Raw genomic sequence first — 15,809 nt, 5'->3', positions numbered from 1 at the left:
TGGACTTCAACAGAGTGTCCTGATTCGGTGTGGTCCCCTCCAGATTTTCTTGCGATATCCAGTTGGCCTCGACCACGATCGGCGCGCTTCCCTCCAGGAGCCACCCACCAACCCACCGACCCACTTCGTCGGTGTCGATCGTCAATACTGATCGAATCTAAAGGCCGAATTTGCGGCCGAAGTCCCTCCTTGTGGGGGCTGAGGCCGTTTCTCAAATGGTTTCAATCAACTGAAGTGATTCTAGTAGTTGTACCGGCTTTGTTTATTCCAATAACACCATCACCTGACTCACATTCGAATGATGATCCGGTACTTGTCCCTCCATTAACGCCGTCCTCGATGTCTGAAACGCTTTCTACGTCTGCGCTGCTACAGAATAGTCCATCTGCGTTTCCGAGGTCGGTTATAGTAACCGTGTTTCCGTCTACACTCGCAGCTGCGTTTACATGCTCTTCTTGAGGCTCGTCTTCGCTTTTACCTCCGTTTCCTTCATCTGTATCTCCGTTTCCTTCCTCCTCGTTTTCACTGTTATTGTCTTCGTCACTGAGACAACCTGCTAAGGAGCCAAGGAAGCCGCAGGCACCGATCAAGAGTGTTCGTCTTCGAACCATGAAATAACGGTATTCCAACAATACATGAACCCGTCGATTTTGCCCTCAACCAACTGCTTGTTTAAAATAGAAATAAACATTCGACCATATAATTTAACTCACGATATTAGAGCAGAGACGGTATTCGATATATAAAACCAATGACGAGAAATAGCGACCCAAATATTACATCAATCGTCCGATTAGTATCCCTTTCAACACCTAAGTCATTAACTCGCCAATTCCCATCTTCATCTCTTGTATTTACTGTAGATCTTGATTTCTGTTTAATTACATCATCTCCCTGAAATAGCCCGCGTGCAATGATCAAAGATCCTACTACTCTAATTGATAGAGCGGCCGTGTCTGTGTACCCAGGTAGTAACGACCCGGCTATGATTATAAATATTAACACTGATGCATATAGACAAAACTTTTTATGAAATGATTGAAGAAAAATCGTCCTAGGACTAAGACCTGAATCTTTGGTCAGCACGTTTCCGCCAATTGTGTCATGTTTTCTATTGAGAACTCTTATCAGAAACGTCCCTATTCGGTCGGTCAACCATTTTGAACCATCATATATTGAAGATCGAAATTTGAGTAAATAACCTACGCCATGATTCTTTAGACCCATTATTGTAGAGAGGTTGGAATTAGATTTCAATAAACATCTACGTTTCTCGTCCATTTATAAACGGGTTCTAAGTAGTTCGTCCAATTTAGTTCATTCAGCTTTTGAATCAATGATAGCGTAGCAGCTGCCTGAGTCTTGTAGTACCCTGATGTGGGATTAGAATCTTTATCTGAATACTTAGATATCATCCCACAGGGCTTCAGTGTCAGTTCTAATTATATCTCTTTTAATAACTCGTCCTGTGGGTTAAGAGTCATTGTTGGTTTTTGGCTTCTTGATGCTTTATAACCCGCACACCAAACAGTGTCTTTAAATGATTAAAGTTCAATGGATCAATCATTGGGAGACAACATGAGTTCCACAAGATCTGCTGTTCACAAGCCAAACCCAGATAATTCCGTAGAATTCGGTCAAGAAGAGCTAGGGGAGCAGATTGCTCAGCAAGTCAAGAAGGATCCTATGATTCATATTGCTGTCAATGGGCCATGGGGGACCGGAAAAACCACTATATTAGACTTAGCTCAGGAAAAATTCGATGAAGAGAATGGCGATATTATAACTATTTGGTACGAGCCGTGGCGATATGGACCTGATCAAACAACCCTACGCCGAACATTCCTAAAAACCTTAGACAACCAGGTAGCAGATGAAATTAACAAAGATCCGATCTTAGAGACAACCCAGTACCATTTTGAGTCTTCTAGGTCAGAACTGAAGTCGATGAGCGAGTTTCTCATTGACTTCTTGAAAACACTTCGTGCACAACTCACTTTTATTGCGACGTTCTCATTTATCATATCTGTATTTTTTATTGCCGGATTGCTTGTATTCTCTCTAAATTCAGGTATCTTAACCTCGGTTGGAGGAGGACTGCTTTTATTCTTATCCTATCTCCTATTTACTTCGCTTATCGTATACTCTCGAAACGATTTAGGTTCCGAATTGGCATCAAAAACCACCTTTGACGTTAAAGAACCAAAAATTAGTGAAATCGATCTGTTTGAAGACCGTTACAAAGAAGTTCTGAACAGAGCAGGAAATAACAACAAGAAGGTCGTCGTGTTTATTGATGACATCGATCGTTGCAGTAAGCAGGAAATTCGTGAAGTCATCACAGGATTATCAACTTACCTTAATCCAGATAACGGAGGTGCAGAAATTGCATTTGTCGCTGCAATTGACGGGCCAAAGGTAATCAGAGCCTTTGACTCAAATGTAGAGGACGAGATTGATCCTAATATTATTTATAAAACGTTTCAGGTTGTCATACCTGTGCCTCCTCTATCTCGAGAGAATATAGTGGAGTTGATTAATCACACCACACAAGAGATTGATTATAATATTACAGATGCTGAAGCTGAACGCATAGCAATGGCATCTGCTGCATACGCTGATTCCAATCTTAGGACAATTCGTTCGGCTCTTTGCGACGCCCAATGGATGAAAGAACTAGGCTCAGAGTACCTAGATAATTTCGATCTCGAGGATAGTCATTCGGTCAATGAGATTTTGGGCAGTGATTCTGCCCTTTATCGAATTGCATTGATTAAATTGCTGAGTGATGATAAAGACTTGAGGAATTTTGTTACTGATGCCTCAATGTGGGTCAATGAGAAACGGGAAGGCAACATAAGGTGGGGTCTATTTGATTTACAACCAAAATTTGATCGTAATGAGCTGGATCCGCGCCCATTCTTAGCTCTGAATTCTCCAAGCGATAGCGTGGCGGGAGTGGATGATATGAGGGATATTTTGAACCACATCAATAATGGCAATCTATCCAATGCAAGCAGACTATGTCAAAAATACGATTCACCAACTCGTCTGGATATATGCTATCGCATATTAGATAGTGTGACAACCAATGATACTGATGAAGACATCGCAAATGCTTTAACGTTTGTTATAGGGCGAATGCAAGAATCCTCGAGATCACTTGATTCTCGAAATAACGATATTTTCGAAGAGTGTCTGAATTTGCTTGATGATGGTGGGATAATTAATAAAATTAACAAAAACAAGTATCCGCAATGGCTCGAGGTAGCATCAATTATTGGTGACAGTGCATTGGACGAGATATTGGATACTAGGTCGGTGTTTATGAGAAGGGACAAACAACCCTTCCTTCAACAGTTAAGTAAAGTGGCTACTCAATATGACCATGAGATCGTAGACCGTATCTTGGAACTTGAAATTAGCGAATTATCCAACGATCCATTACGATCCTCTCAAAGAGTATCAAACATATTCAAAGATGATGTGGTAATGAAATCTAACAAGGCCCCGGACTATTTACTTAAACTCGTAGAGAACTGGGACTTTGATAATAGAGATCAGGGGCCAAACAAATCAATTTTTGTTGATGAAGTTGTTGGAAAACTACATAAAGAAGAGTATTCAGAGGAAGCCGAGAAGATCTATTCAACATCTGTCCCTCATGGCCTGGAATTCAAAAAGGATCTATACGATCTGAAATGGCCGGGAGCTCGCACTTCTGAGTATCAGGAAGAGTCTGAGCAGGATAATACGGAATAATTAGAATTGGCCTATTTCTCAATTATAAAATCATTCAGTGATATTTGCTTCAGGCCATCTGTTAGTTGCTGGTCATTATATTCACCGTTTTACCCTTCACTTATCTGAATAGAGTTACGAGAAGGTTTTGGGCGAAGCTGCATATCAATACATCCACTAAGATAGTCTGAACCATCCCCTGTGATCTCATACATATTACTTCCTTCGAAGATTGGGGCTACAAGTCCCACTTGAGTTAACATTGAGCAACGTTCAGCTACTCGCCTACGGGATGCATTGAATTTCATTGCTTGGGACATAACATAAGGAGTAGACCAATCTTCTTCTTCAAGATGTTCTAATATTCGCTCATCTAGTGTACACATCCATCTGGCAGATTTCCGTCCACTCATGATTTCGATTTCCCTCTAGCCGTTGGCCCATCGTTTGAACTGTTCTCGTTCAAATAGACCTCATTTTCTGCGTCATATTCTTCATCGAGATACGCTCTACCTCGATCTGTGATAGTGTAAACCCCATTTCCGAGAGGAGTGAGAAGCCCATGTTCAGCTAATTTTTTACAGCGTCTCGATACAGATGATTGAGAAATTCTGATACTATTCCGTTCAGCCAGATCGCCGACCCTCCCAGCATCCTCGCTTCTGATAATTTCTAGAATTCGGTCGTCCCAAATCGTCATCCATGTCCCAGATTGTCTCATTACTCCCGTATTAGGATAGTCTTACCTAACACTCCGCAATTAGCTACTTTGGTTCAAATATGGTAAGATCGAATAACCGATGCATTTATGCAATATTCCTCTAATCATGGTAATCGGAGCTACCAAATCGGCTGAAGATGACTCTCATTGTCATCTAAAGTCGAGCGGCGCTGGCACGCCGCTCAGAAAATAGCTCCGTTCGAACCATGAAGCACGGAACTATTGCGGGGCATCCGCCCCACAGACGGCAAGAGGAATCGCGCACCCATAATTTTGCTAGTTTTACGTCAGAGGCTACGTGCGCTTGCGGTGCTCGAGCACGCGGCCTCGACGCTCGCCTCGAGGAGCCAACGTGCAAGCGCTGCGCGAAACTCCAATCGAATAGCGTCGTTCGTCAACTCCTCCAGGAGCCCGCGCCGATCGGCCCGAAAGGAGGTGTCGATTCGTGAGCCACCGTTGCATCATCTGTAACGTTCTCGGTAATGCTCGACTCGCGGTCACTCGAGAATACGGCGCGTGCTGGCTCTGCGAGGAGTGCGAAGCTCGCGAGTACCCGAACGAAACGCCGATCGTGGAGGTACAGTGATGGCACCGAACCATCGCGATGCCCCCGACCTCGACATTCGCGAGGCCACGGAACTCTTCATCACTCGTCAGCGACCGAACTGGAAAGGCGAAACGGCTCGGTCGTACCGGAAGGGACTCGATTCGTTCGAGGACTTCGCCGCGGACCACGATCTCGAAACCCTCGACGACCTTGACCTCTGGGAGGTCGGCAAGTACACCGACTGGCTGGTGCAAACCGACTACGCACGCGCAACGATCTACAGCAAGCAGAAGATGGCGCGTACCTGGCTCAAGTGGCTCGAGTCTCAGGGTCTTGTCGATGTCGGGACTCACCTCGCCATCGAAACGCTGCGCCTCGAGGACAGCTAGCAGACCAGCTCGGATATTCTCCGACCGGACACTCTTCGCGAGTTCCTGGAGTTCTACCGCGACTCGATTCAGTGGCGGGCAAAGCGATGCCATGCGCTCCTCGAGGTCATCGGTCACACGGGCGCGCGGCGATCGTGCATCCGAGCGCTGGACGTCCAGGACTACGACCCGGAGACTCGAACGCTGAAGTTCATCAATCGACCCGAATCAGGAACTCGATTGAAACGCGGCGACACTCACCAGCGAAAGGTAATCCTCTCGGAAGAACCCAATCGCGTTCTGAACGAGTACGTGCAGCGTGACCGCTACAAGAAGCGAGACGATAACGGACGAAAGCCGTTGTTTTCGAGTATTCGAGGTCGACCCTCGAAGAGTACGATCACGAACTGGCTGTACGTCGCGACGCTTCCATGCGTCATGCAGGAGTGTCCGCACGGAAAACAGCGCCACAACTGCACCTGGACGGAACAAACCCACGCCAGTAAGTGTCCGTCGTCAACGTCTCCGCACCCGATTCGTCGAGGCAGTATCACCTGGCAGTTGAATATCGGTCGGTCGATGCAGGACGTTGCCGATCGGGCCGCAACGACTCCCGATGTGATTCGGCGGTACTACGATCGGCCCGATCTCGACGAGGAGCTGCGTCGACGGATCACGAAATTCGATGGCATCGATATCTGCGTTCATATGGATCCGACGGATTTCGAGGAGGTGGACGCATGATCGCCCGCTGTGTAGTCTGGGTTTGGCGAAACCTTCTCCCCAACGCCCTCCGACCCCATCCCTCTGCCGCGAACAAACACGTGAGCGGCAGGTATGTGATTTGGAGGGATTTGAGCCAGAGAGCAGCTTTTCTGCGACCGTGGTTCAAATCCCTTCGACCTACTTGATCCTCTCAGCGGTAATTTCATCCAAAATTATATTTCTCCTGGGTTATATCTTTGCTCGCATGGGTGTTGTACGTCGCGAAGGGAATTGGCGTCTGGAGAAAAAGGATAACGGCCTCTATGAAGCCACTTACAAAGAGAGAACAGAGGCAATTATTACCACGCCAAAGTACGACCCGGGAATGTTCGACGATCGAAACGCCGCTGGCGTTCCGATGTATGAGGCCGATTCAGCAGCAGAAGCCCGATCGGTCTTTGAAGATATCGTCGAAACCGATTCGGCATCCGTTCTCCCGAGTCTCGGGCTATCTGATGCTGGAATTGGACTGGGTTATCCGTCTGGTTCGACTAATGAGGGGCAGTCTGGTGTGGATAGTAAACTTCCGCCTGGTGGGATAGCGTTAGTAATGTTGCTCGCTGGTGGATTGTTTCTTTTCTCGTCTTCGTTCGACTTTGGAACGCCAGTGTTCTACATAAGCTCGGCGCTCCTCCTTGGAGGTCTTGCAATCTTCGGCTGGGCGATCGCGCTTTACAATCAAGAGGGGGCCGCCGAGGCTTGGACTTTTCTCACCACAGTAAACTCGAACGACGAATCAGATACCGCTGGTGACAACGAGGATAACGTTAAGCGAACACCGCCCGCTCCACAATCGTTGAAAGATGAACTGTATTTTGATCGTGCGAACCAGCATTGCGAATGGTGTGATAACCGGACGGATCACCCGGAGGTCCATCACATCAAGCCTCGTAGTGAAGGCGGTCCAAACGACCCTTCAAATCTGATCGTTCTCTGCCCTGACCACCACCGGAAGGCCGATAGCGGAGGAATTTCACGGACTAAGTTGCGAGCTAAGGTTAGACGACAGGCCAAATCAGCCACGTAGAATCGGCGTTGATCCCCAGTTTGAATTATTTTACTTGAGTTTGTGATACACACTGAGAACAGGAGGAGAAATCTATTTCCAACGTGGTAAGGGGCAGTGCTGGTATCTACTCGAGCCAAAACTTCGCCTCATTCTTCCGGTTCTTCCACTATCTTTGCGATTGTGAGCAGGGCATCGAATTCCTCGGGTGAACCCTGGACCTGGATGAGCCCCTGTTCCCGATCGTACTGGATGAAATCCACTTCAGCAGATTTTGGCAGGTGGACGTGTTTCAGATCGAGAGCGATCTCTTCGAATCGATCAAGACTCCCATCAGCCTCGGGCGGGTCATCTTCCCACGTCTCTATTTGTTCCACCACTTCAGAAACGGCTACTGGGCCGTCTTTTTCGTAGAGACAATACAAAGCATATCGCCGTCGTTGATCTTCCAACAGTTCAAAGATTTCGTCCAACGTAACCATATGCAATATTTGCCGTGTTAGCATTTAACGCTCTCCACCACCACCCTCTCACGTTATTCTCGTACAATTACATCCGATCGACCCACCTGCGTCGAATCAACTATTCGCCAGACGTGGATCGGGCAAAAATCGAGAGCTGGACTATTCGTCGCTGACGACGACCTCGTCTCCCTCGATCTGGACGTCGTAATCGGCGACAGAAAAAGAGATCGAAACGTGATCAGAAGCGGAGACGAGTGTATCGAGAGCGTCCGGATCGACTCGTTCGTACAACGTCGTATCGAGAGCGGACGAAACGTCGGTTATCTCGACGTCTTCAGCGTGCGCAACGGCGTCGATTACGGCGATGCTCGGCCTCGTCACCGACCAGTCGTACTCCTCCCGTACTGAACCGTCATCCGCATTGTGACCCCCCATGCATCTACTTGCGACTTCAGAGGGAAATATTTGCCGTCAAACGACAGAAAACGGCACTCTCAGCCAGGTAATACACAACTTCTAAACGATACTATTGCTACAGCTGGTCTCTTCTTTGCGCCTTCGCTACGCTCCCGACGAGTAGGTTCCGCACCAGTGCTCGGCGGGCGTCTCGCGAACCCGGTGTCAGTTTCCGTCACATGCGAAGTGCTGTCCTGGCAGCGGTCTCGACGTCCCGTACGCAACGCCCAGGGTGCGACGTCCTCGTGCGAGACGTCGAGAACGTCGTGCGACCAGAACCCACAGCGGCGCTCAACGAATAGGCGAGTCGCTGCTGGGTGCTGGTGGCAGCCGCGAGGAGCTATGCACCAGAAGCAGAAAATAACGCATCTGGATCGAGGCTCGAGTCGTCCGTCGCTCGACGGCACCAGTATTGACAGCACACAGAGTACTGCGCCCGTTACTTCACGAGCGACACGAGCACGAGCACCAGTCCGCTCGAGACGATCGCCGACTGGATGAGTCCGGCCGAAAGAATCGAGAAGCCGAACGTGTGATAGATGAGTCCCTCACAGATCGCCCCGGCGGCAATGAACACGAATCCCGCCGAGACGTAGAGCATCGGCTGACTCTGGTTCCGACGGTAGCCGTGGTACGCGAGCAACGCGACTGCCAGTCCCAGGATGAACGTGATCAGTTTAGCGGCGACGAGCGATGGCCCGATCATCGTGATACTCGCATATCGTCCCAGAGTTCCGTGAAATTGTCCGCCAACGTATCGCAGGTATCGACGGTGAGCGTAAACTCGCCTTCCGAGAGGTCGACGTGGAGTCCCTCGAGGACGGTTTCGAACTCGCGTCTGTGCGTTCCATCCGAATCGATCGACGTTCGCTCGTCGAGAAGTCCGTGGTCCTGTAGCGTAGAGACCCGACGGTACACCGTCGCGAGCGAGGCGTCACAGGCGTCACTGAGCGCTTTTGCGGTCATTGGCCCGTCGTCAGCCGCGACGAGGATTCGACGGGCGTAGTCGTCCGCCAGGACTTGAAACATATCCGATGAATCTCCCATTGCCTCCTGGTTCACGGCCAATCGGTCACCCAACGTCGGCAAATAAGCTGCGATTTTCCAGTCCAGCAAAAGACCACGGGTGTTTTGTGTGTCTCTCGATTCGGTACGAGTATCGAAACCAGTCGCCACCATGACGGATTATCTACTCGCATTTAAACCCGCGATCGGACTGTACGGCCAGCACGATCCCAGTGCGGTCCTCTTCGAGAACGGGGTCCCCGTATTCGGCGTCGAGGAAGAACGCTACACGCGAGAGAAACACGCGACGGAAACGTTCCCCTCCAATGCCATCGAGGCGTGTCTCGAGTACCGCAACCTGGATATTACCGAACTCGATCGTATCGTCTTGCCCTACGATCCGACGCTCCGCGGGAAGATCACCGCTCACTACGTGACCGACGCAATCCGTGCACCCGGATTCGGCCGGACGCTGTCTGCGCTCGAGGAGGCGCTCGTCACGCAGGTTCGGAGCCGATTCTTGCCGACTCGACAGATCGAACGTCGCCTCGAGGCCTTCGGTACGCCGTTGCCGCCGGTCGAGACGATCGCTCACCACCGCTGCCACGCGGCGAGCGCGTTCCATCCCTCGGGGTTCGACGAGGGGGTCGTTCTCACGATCGACGCGAAAGGCGAGTACGACTCGACGGTCGTCTGGCACGCCACCGAGGACGGCCTCCGACGGGCCCGGACGTACGAACACCCCAATAGCCTCGGACTGTTTTACGCCATCATCACGGAGTACCTCGGCTACCGCATGTTCAACGGCGAGGGGAAGGTCATGGGACTGGCACCGTACGGCGAGGACAACACCGAAATCGAACACACCCTCCGTACGCTGATCGAAACGGGCGTCGACTACGACGTGACCAGCCTGACGAAACGCTGGGGGACCGGTCACGGCGTGGAAGCGCTCGAGGAGGCGTTCGACCGCCCCCGAAGCGAGACGTCCGGCGAGTTCGACCAGTGGGAGAAAGACCTCGCTCACACGGCCCAGAAGTTGCTCGAGGAGACCGTCGTCGACATCGTCGAAGCGGCCGTCGACCGCCTCGGGACGAGAAAGGTCACCATGGCCGGGGGCGTCGCGCTCAACTGTAAGCTGAACCAGCGCGTTCGCGAGTTGCCCGTCGTCGAAGAGACGTTCGTCCAGCCAGTCGCTCACGACGCCGGCCTCGCACTGGGGGCTGGCTGGGCGCGTCAGCGACCAATCAACGTCGACCGGCAGACGCACGTCTATCTCGGCCCCGAGTACGAAACCGAGGAGATCAGGTCGACTCTCGAGACGAACAAACTCTCCTACGTCGAACCCGACGACCTCGAGCGCTACGTCGCCGAACGGATCGCCGATGGCGACCTGGTTGGCTGGTTCCAGGGTCGCATGGAACTCGGGCCGCGAGCCCTCGGCGCCAGAAGTATCCTCGCCGATCCGCGAACGGCAGCCTCGCGCGACCGAGTCAACCGGTTCGTCAAACACCGCGAGGAGTGGCGTCCCTTCGCGCCGTCGATGCTCGAGTCGGCCGCCGAGGAGTACCTGGTCGATGGGGAACCGGCCCCGTTCATGATCGACGCGTTCGACGCAAACCCGGAGACAATCGAGGACCTCGAGGCGGTCTTGCACCCCGCCGACGATTCGACGCGACCGCAAACGGTACGGGAAGACCAGCATCCACGATACCACCGGCTCATCTCCGAGTTCGCCGACATCACGGGCGTTCCCGTCGTCCTCAATACGTCGTTCAACGACCACGCCGAACCGATCGTCAGAACGCCGACACACGCGATCAAGGACTTCTACGGAATGGGACTGGACGTACTCGTCCTCGAGGACCTCGTCATGGAGAAAGAGTCGGCGTAGAACGCGAGTCGCCGACTACCGCACCCACGTCGGCAATCGAACGACCGAGAGCCAGAACGTCTCGAGCGACTGGATCGCCTCGATGAACTCGGTGGGATCGACCGGTTTGGTGACGTAGGCGTTCGCGTGGCGTTCGTACGATTGGCGCATGTCCTCGCGGCTCTCCGAGCTGGTGAGTACGATCACCGGAATCGTCATGAGGTCGGGGTCGGATTTGAGTTCCTCGAGTACTTCCACGCCGTGTTTCCGAGGTATATTGAGGTCGAGTACGACGAGATCCGGGCGCGGTGCGTCCTCGTACGCACCGCGCCGGTGACAGAACTCGAGCGCCTCGATTCCGTCTTTCGTGACGTGGAGCGTACTCTCGCTGTCGCCGGTCGCGAACGCCTCGGTGACGAGCCGAATATCACCCGGATTGTCCTCGACGAGGAGAATGTCGGCCGAGGGTTCGCCTTCTTTCATCGTTTCTAGTCGGTAGATGGGGTAAATGAGTATATCGGCCCGAATCGGGGAGTCGGCCAGGTGGAATACGATCAGGGACGCGTCGCCGCGGTCATCTACCATCGATGGAAGGAACTCGAGCAACGTAGGGGGATTGATCTGATCGATTCCTCTTCGACCTGCGTATCCTCAACACGGACTCTATCGATCGTGAAGAAAATTAGCGTCGAAACCGTCGGGAGAAATCCCGGTTCTCACAACAGCTATCATTGGCGACGTCATCGGCGGGTTCAACGTTGATACGTGAGCGGAGACGCTTCTGGCGAAGTAGTCTCATGAACAGTGGGTGGTATCGATCGGCTGCTCACTGGCCAACTGGAGGTCGGATGTCGGTCGGCACTGAATTTTGAGAATGCATTGACGGGTCACTCAACAGTATTCCTCAAAATATACAGGTAATAGATTATATACTACTGTAATGAGTCGGTATATGCATTATGCAATTAAAGATGCTGAAAGAAAGACTGTCGCGACGAACCGTATTGAAAGCGAGTGCAGGCGCACTCGGCCTTGGATTGCTAGGCAGTACTGGAAGCGCGCAGGGTGGTCGAGAAAAGGACCGTGGATCACGAGACGGGCCCTACATAACGGCCCACCGAGGGTACAGAGACGTGTTCCCCCAGAACACGCTTGCGGCCGTCGAAGGCTCGTCGCGGCTCGGCGCTGATAGGATCGAAATCGACACAGAGGCGACGAGCGACGGGGAAATCGTCGTCTTCCACGACGCGCGTCTCGATCACCTCACGGACAAAGAAGGGCTCGTCAGCGAAACGCACTCCGACACGGTCCTGGAGGCGGAAGTACTCGACTCCGGGGAGACGATCCCGACGCTGGCCGAAACGTTCGATGCGGCCAGACCAGACGTCACGATCAACATCGAATTCAAAGATCGAGGGCCCCTCTCCTGGGAGGAGTTCGCGGAGCGGACACTGCGTATCGCGTCGCGATATCCCGGCGACTACTACGCGTCCTCGTTCGATCCGGACGCGCTCAGAGCGGTTCGTAACGTCGACCCGAGCGTCGCCGTGGCACCGATTTTCGGGCGGAACAAGGACGAGAATCTGGCGATCGCTAGGGAGCTGGATGCTGAAGCAGTCAATCCATCGACCGGCGTGCTCGACCGTGACCTCGTGGAAACCGCACACGCGGAAGGTCGCGAGGTCAACGTCTGGACGATCGATAGCTGGCGAGAGGCACAGGAGCCAATCGAGTTGAACGTCGACGGCCTCATTGCGGACTATCCAAACATGGACACCTTCGCGACCAACAACTAACCCGGTCCTCGAGAGGTCACGATTACCGACCGAATTTCGATTTCGAAGGCATCGAACCTCGTAGACGCAAGTTTCACTCGAGTGGTGCGACTCGTCGATTCAAATCCAGAGCGTGTGCGTTTGGCTCCCTCGCAACACTCGGTCGAGTAGTGCTCCGTCTGGGATTTGAACCCAGGTCATCGGCTCGAAAGGCCGAAATGATTGGCCGGACTACACCAACGGAGCGGGTCGCATCCAATCGTTTCCCGGGGCTAGTAAAAAGCGTTCCGTTCCGCGGCGAGGGTGATAGCCCGTGACGAACGCCTCGAGTCCTCCGCTATCGTGTCGAATCATCCGCTGGCGCCTCGAGTCCCACTTCCGCCGGGAGCCTTCGCCACCTTCTCAACGCTTTTCGTCCAGGCGCGCGAGCACGCACGTACAGCATGAAGTTCGTCAGATTCCGCGACCCGGCCGGAGCGATTCGACGCGGCCGACTCGAGAACGACCGCGTCCAGTTCGGATCAGACAGTTACGACCTCGAGAGCGACGAAATCGACGTTCTCCCGCCGTGTGAGCCCTCGAAAGTCGTTTGCATCGGACGCAATTACGCCGACCACGCCGCAGAGATGGACTCGGACGTTCCCGATCGCCCGTTGCTCTTTCTCAAGCCGCCGAACACTCTGGCGGCCCACGGCGATACTGTCACCGTTCCCGGCGGGAAGGAGCGAATCGACTACGAGGCCGAACTCGGCGTCGTCATCGGCGAGCAGTGTCGCCACGTCCCAGTAGAGGACGCGATGGACGTCGTCGAGGGCTTCACCTGCGTCAACGACCTCTCGAACCGCGACGACCAGCGCCAGGAGAAAAACTGGGTCCGCGGGAAAGCGTTCGACGGCGCCGCGCCCATCGGTCCCGTGCTCGCGACGCCCGACGAGGTGCCCGCGGACGCGTTCGTCCGCTCGCGCGTCAACGGCGAGCTGAAACAGGACGGCTCGCGGTCCCAACTCATCTTCTCGATTCCAGAACTCATCGCGGAGATCACGACCTACCTCACCCTCGAGGCCGGCGACGTGATCGCGACCGGCACCCCCGAGGGCGTCGGACCGCTCGAAGATGGCGATACGGTCGAAATCGAGGTCGAGGGTGTCGGGACGCTCGCACATGACGTCCGGATCCCTGACGCGCCTCGCTGACGCTGCGCACGATGCTATAAATTTTGTAGTGTACACATCCGAGTCGGTGCCGCCGAGTTCGATTCCGGATCGTTCGCCGTCCGACCGACATTTATCGTCCCCGGGAACGAACTGAGACGTATGCGACGAGACACGGCCCCGAACTCGAGCCCGTTCGCTCCGAGTCGAGACGTGAATTCACGTGCGACGACGGAGGCGTGCTAATGCCGATAACGTTCGACGGCCCCATCCTCGTTCCGGTGGCCGACCCCGACGATGCCGAGCGAACGGCGAGGGCGCTCGCGCCGCGTATCGGCCCGGAAAATACCGTCCTGGTCGTCCACGTCGTCGAGAAGGCAGGCGGTGCGCCGGACAAGGCGCCACTCGAGGCTCGCCGGGAGTTCGCCGACGACGTCTTTTCGCGAGCGCGAGCCCCGCTCGAGGAGACGGGTGCCCGTGTCGAGACAGAGGTCCTGTACGGGACGGACGTGGTCGACGCCATCTTCGAGGCCGCCGACGACCGCGGGGCCGACGGGGTCGCGTTCGTCCCGCGCAAGGGGAGTCGGCTGGTCGAGATGCTGAGCGGCGATACGAGTCGGCGGCTGATCAGAGAGGCGACGCTCCCGGTGCTGGTGTTGCCGGTCGAGGAGTGAGTTGGCTCGCAGTCGGCCGCTGTCGGTCCACAGTCGGCGTCGAAACCTAGAGATACCCGTTCTCGAGCAACAGTTCGCCGTTCAGCACGCTCGCACCCGCCGCCCCGCGAATCGTGTTGTGAGCGAGGCAATTGTACTGCAGGCCGAAGGTCGACTCCTGGAGCCCGCCCACCGAGATTGCCATTCCCTCCCCCAGGGTACGGTCGAGACGAGGCTGAGGTCGCTCGAGGTCCTCGAAGACGTGAATCAGCGGGTCCGGCGAGGAGGGGAGGTCGAGCGAGGGGTACGCCTCGAGTGCCTCGGCGGCGGCTTCGGGCGTCAGGTCGTCGCCGGCTTCGACCCAGATGTTCTCGAGGTGGCCGTCCAGCGTCGGAATGCGGTTACACGAGGCGCTGACGTCGACGCCGTGGAGGTCGAGTTTCGCGCCGTCGAACGTGCCCAGGAGCTTCTTCGATTCGGTCTCGAGTTTCTCCTCCTCGCTCCCGATGTGGGGGATGGCGTTGTCGATAATCTCCATCGAGGTGACGCCGTCGTAGCCGGCCCCCGACACCGCCTGGAGGGTGGCGACGTGGACGCGCTCGAGGTCGAACTCGGCCAGGGCGGCGAGCGTCGGGACGAAGGTGATCGTCGAGCAGTTCGGGTTCTTGACCAGCGCGCCGTCCCAGCCGCGCTCGTCGCGCTGGACCTCAAGCAGGTCGAGGTGGTCGGCGTTGACCTCCGGGATGATCAGCGGGACGTCGTCAGCCATCCGGGCGTTCGAGGAGTTCGAGGAGACGACGTAGCCCGCCTCGCAGAAACCGGGTTCGACGGCGGCGCCGACGCTCGAGGGGAGCGAGGAGAAGAGGAGGTCGACGTCGTCGGGAACGGCGTCAGGGTCGGTTTCGGTGACGGTCGCGTCGGCGACGGCGTCCGGAATTGGCGTGTCGACGCGCCACTTCGCGGCCTCGCGGTAGGGTTTGCCCGCGCTCGCGTCGCTGGCGGTGAGCGCCGCGATTTCGAAGTCGGGGTGGGGCTCGAGGAGCTGGATGAGTCGTTGTCCGACGGCGCCGGTGGCGCCGAGGATGCCTGCTCGTACGGTCATTGTCGGCCCTGGGAACCGGGCGCGCAAAACGGTTTGGATGGTGTCACGGTTTGCAGTGGTTCGTGGGGTGTCACCTTGCAGTGGCTACAGTGATGTCACCGTTTGCAGCGACTCGAGGGGTGTCACGGTTTGCAGTGGTTCGGGGGCGCGTGACGTGGACGGCAGTCGCTCGAGGCGGGGAA

Annotated in this window: 15 protein-coding genes and 1 tRNA gene; 7 read left to right on the top strand and 9 right to left on the bottom strand. The window is 54.5% G+C overall.

The window, feature by feature from the left end; all coding sequences use genetic code 11:
• Nucleotides 1-221 precede the first annotated feature (221 nt).
• Complete coding sequence (locus AC6I65_RS11080; RefSeq protein ID WP_497901944.1) at nucleotides 222-611, bottom strand: hypothetical protein; 390 nt, start codon at nucleotides 609-611, stop codon at nucleotides 222-224.
• A gap of 967 nt (nucleotides 612-1,578) precedes the next feature.
• Between AC6I65_RS11080 and AC6I65_RS11075 the strand changes: the two genes are divergently transcribed.
• Complete coding sequence (locus AC6I65_RS11075; RefSeq protein ID WP_497901943.1) at nucleotides 1,579-3,762, top strand: P-loop NTPase fold protein; 2,184 nt, start codon at nucleotides 1,579-1,581, stop codon at nucleotides 3,760-3,762.
• Nucleotides 3,763-4,150: 388 nt separating this feature from the next.
• Here AC6I65_RS11075 and AC6I65_RS11070 read toward each other — a convergent pair whose 3' ends face one another.
• Nucleotides 4,151-4,462, bottom strand: coding sequence for a winged helix-turn-helix domain-containing protein (locus AC6I65_RS11070; protein ID WP_497901942.1), 312 nt, complete (start codon nucleotides 4,460-4,462; stop codon nucleotides 4,151-4,153).
• Nucleotides 4,463-5,047: 585 nt separating this feature from the next.
• On the opposite strand from AC6I65_RS11070, the gene AC6I65_RS11065 reads away from it, so the two are divergent.
• A complete protein-coding gene (locus AC6I65_RS11065) occupies nucleotides 5,048-5,398 on the top strand; it encodes a site-specific integrase (protein ID WP_497901941.1) in 351 nt (116 codons plus the stop codon).
• Nucleotides 5,399-6,221: 823 nt separating this feature from the next.
• Nucleotides 6,222-7,169 (top strand): HNH endonuclease, encoded by a 948-nt coding sequence (locus AC6I65_RS11060; protein WP_497901940.1) that lies wholly within the window; start codon nucleotides 6,222-6,224, stop codon nucleotides 7,167-7,169.
• Nucleotides 7,170-7,297: 128 nt separating this feature from the next.
• On the opposite strand, the gene AC6I65_RS11055 is transcribed toward AC6I65_RS11060, so the two are convergent.
• The 4 genes from AC6I65_RS11055 to AC6I65_RS11040 form a co-directional block, all read right to left on the bottom strand.
• Nucleotides 7,298-7,630, bottom strand: a complete 333-nt coding sequence (locus tag AC6I65_RS11055; RefSeq protein ID WP_497901939.1) for a DUF7344 domain-containing protein — start codon at nucleotides 7,628-7,630, stop codon at nucleotides 7,298-7,300.
• 141 nt (nucleotides 7,631-7,771) lie between these two features.
• Nucleotides 7,772-8,047: a HalOD1 output domain-containing protein gene (locus AC6I65_RS11050; protein ID WP_497901938.1), complete on the bottom strand. Its 276-nt coding sequence runs from the start codon at nucleotides 8,045-8,047 to the stop codon at nucleotides 7,772-7,774.
• Between the two features lie 460 nt (nucleotides 8,048-8,507).
• Complete coding sequence (locus AC6I65_RS11045; RefSeq protein WP_497901937.1) at nucleotides 8,508-8,774, bottom strand: DUF7521 family protein; 267 nt, start codon at nucleotides 8,772-8,774, stop codon at nucleotides 8,508-8,510.
• Entirely contained in the window at nucleotides 8,771-9,097 is a 327-nt protein-coding gene (locus AC6I65_RS11040) for a helix-turn-helix domain-containing protein (RefSeq protein ID WP_425499148.1), read from the bottom strand. Before AC6I65_RS11040 ends, AC6I65_RS11045 begins: the two co-directional genes overlap by 4 nt.
• Before the next feature lie 148 nt (nucleotides 9,098-9,245).
• Here AC6I65_RS11040 and AC6I65_RS11035 point away from each other — a divergent pair, with 148 nt between their 5' ends.
• Nucleotides 9,246-10,967, top strand: a complete 1,722-nt coding sequence (locus tag AC6I65_RS11035) for a carbamoyltransferase family protein (protein WP_497901936.1) — start codon at nucleotides 9,246-9,248, stop codon at nucleotides 10,965-10,967.
• A 15-nt stretch (nucleotides 10,968-10,982) separates the two neighbouring features.
• On the opposite strand, the gene AC6I65_RS11030 is transcribed toward AC6I65_RS11035, so the two are convergent.
• A complete protein-coding gene (locus AC6I65_RS11030) occupies nucleotides 10,983-11,429 on the bottom strand; it encodes a response regulator (RefSeq protein WP_497903199.1) in 447 nt (148 codons plus the stop codon).
• A gap of 650 nt (nucleotides 11,430-12,079) precedes the next feature.
• On the opposite strand from AC6I65_RS11030, the gene AC6I65_RS11025 reads away from it, so the two are divergent.
• Entirely contained in the window at nucleotides 12,080-12,742 is a 663-nt protein-coding gene (locus tag AC6I65_RS11025) for a glycerophosphodiester phosphodiesterase (RefSeq protein WP_497901935.1), read from the top strand.
• A 150-nt stretch (nucleotides 12,743-12,892) separates the two neighbouring features.
• Here the strand turns inward: AC6I65_RS11025 and AC6I65_RS11020 are convergent.
• Nucleotides 12,893-12,967: transfer RNA gene (locus tag AC6I65_RS11020), tRNA-Glu, on the bottom strand.
• A gap of 197 nt (nucleotides 12,968-13,164) precedes the next feature.
• Here AC6I65_RS11020 and AC6I65_RS11015 point away from each other — a divergent pair.
• Both AC6I65_RS11015 and AC6I65_RS11010 read left to right on the top strand, forming a co-directional pair.
• A complete protein-coding gene (locus AC6I65_RS11015) occupies nucleotides 13,165-13,914 on the top strand; it encodes a fumarylacetoacetate hydrolase family protein (protein WP_497901934.1) in 750 nt (249 codons plus the stop codon).
• A 203-nt stretch (nucleotides 13,915-14,117) separates the two neighbouring features.
• The gene (locus tag AC6I65_RS11010) at nucleotides 14,118-14,546 is read left to right on the top strand and encodes a universal stress protein (protein WP_497901933.1); all 429 of its coding nucleotides are present in this window, start codon (nucleotides 14,118-14,120) and stop codon (nucleotides 14,544-14,546) included.
• Between the two features lie 46 nt (nucleotides 14,547-14,592).
• Here the strand turns inward: AC6I65_RS11010 and asd are convergent, their stop codons facing one another.
• Entirely contained in the window at nucleotides 14,593-15,627 is a 1,035-nt protein-coding gene (asd, locus tag AC6I65_RS11005; protein WP_497901932.1) for an aspartate-semialdehyde dehydrogenase, read from the bottom strand.
• Nucleotides 15,628-15,809: the final 182 nt, after the last annotated feature.

The organism is Natronosalvus sp. KLKA75, from assembly GCF_059736265.1.
Note: the sequence above shows the minus strand (reverse complement) of the source record. Positions and strands in the feature narration are given on the sequence as shown.

Bases quoted from the DNA above. Each gene is read 5' to 3' on its own strand.
- AC6I65_RS11080 (WP_497901944.1), bottom strand. From the start codon at position 611: ATGGTTCGAAGACGAACACTCTTGATCGGTGCCTGCGGCTTCCTTGGC.
- AC6I65_RS11075 (WP_497901943.1), top strand. From the start codon at position 1,579: ATGAGTTCCACAAGATCTGCTGTTCACAAGCCAAACCCAGATAATTCC.
- AC6I65_RS11070 (WP_497901942.1), bottom strand. From the start codon at position 4,462: ATGAGACAATCTGGGACATGGATGACGATTTGGGACGACCGAATTCTA.
- AC6I65_RS11065 (WP_497901941.1), top strand. From the start codon at position 5,048: ATGGCACCGAACCATCGCGATGCCCCCGACCTCGACATTCGCGAGGCC.
- AC6I65_RS11055 (WP_497901939.1), bottom strand. From the start codon at position 7,630: ATGGTTACGTTGGACGAAATCTTTGAACTGTTGGAAGATCAACGACGG.
- AC6I65_RS11050 (WP_497901938.1), bottom strand. From the start codon at position 8,047: ATGGGGGGTCACAATGCGGATGACGGTTCAGTACGGGAGGAGTACGAC.
- AC6I65_RS11045 (WP_497901937.1), bottom strand. From the start codon at position 8,774: ATGATCGGGCCATCGCTCGTCGCCGCTAAACTGATCACGTTCATCCTG.
- AC6I65_RS11040 (WP_425499148.1), bottom strand. From the start codon at position 9,097: ATGTTTCAAGTCCTGGCGGACGACTACGCCCGTCGAATCCTCGTCGCG.
- AC6I65_RS11035 (WP_497901936.1), top strand. From the start codon at position 9,246: ATGACGGATTATCTACTCGCATTTAAACCCGCGATCGGACTGTACGGC.
- AC6I65_RS11030 (WP_497903199.1), bottom strand. From the start codon at position 11,429: ATGAAAGAAGGCGAACCCTCGGCCGACATTCTCCTCGTCGAGGACAAT.
- AC6I65_RS11015 (WP_497901934.1), top strand. From the start codon at position 13,165: ATGAAGTTCGTCAGATTCCGCGACCCGGCCGGAGCGATTCGACGCGGC.
- AC6I65_RS11010 (WP_497901933.1), top strand. From the start codon at position 14,118: ATGCCGATAACGTTCGACGGCCCCATCCTCGTTCCGGTGGCCGACCCC.
- asd (WP_497901932.1), bottom strand. From the start codon at position 15,627: ATGACCGTACGAGCAGGCATCCTCGGCGCCACCGGCGCCGTCGGACAA.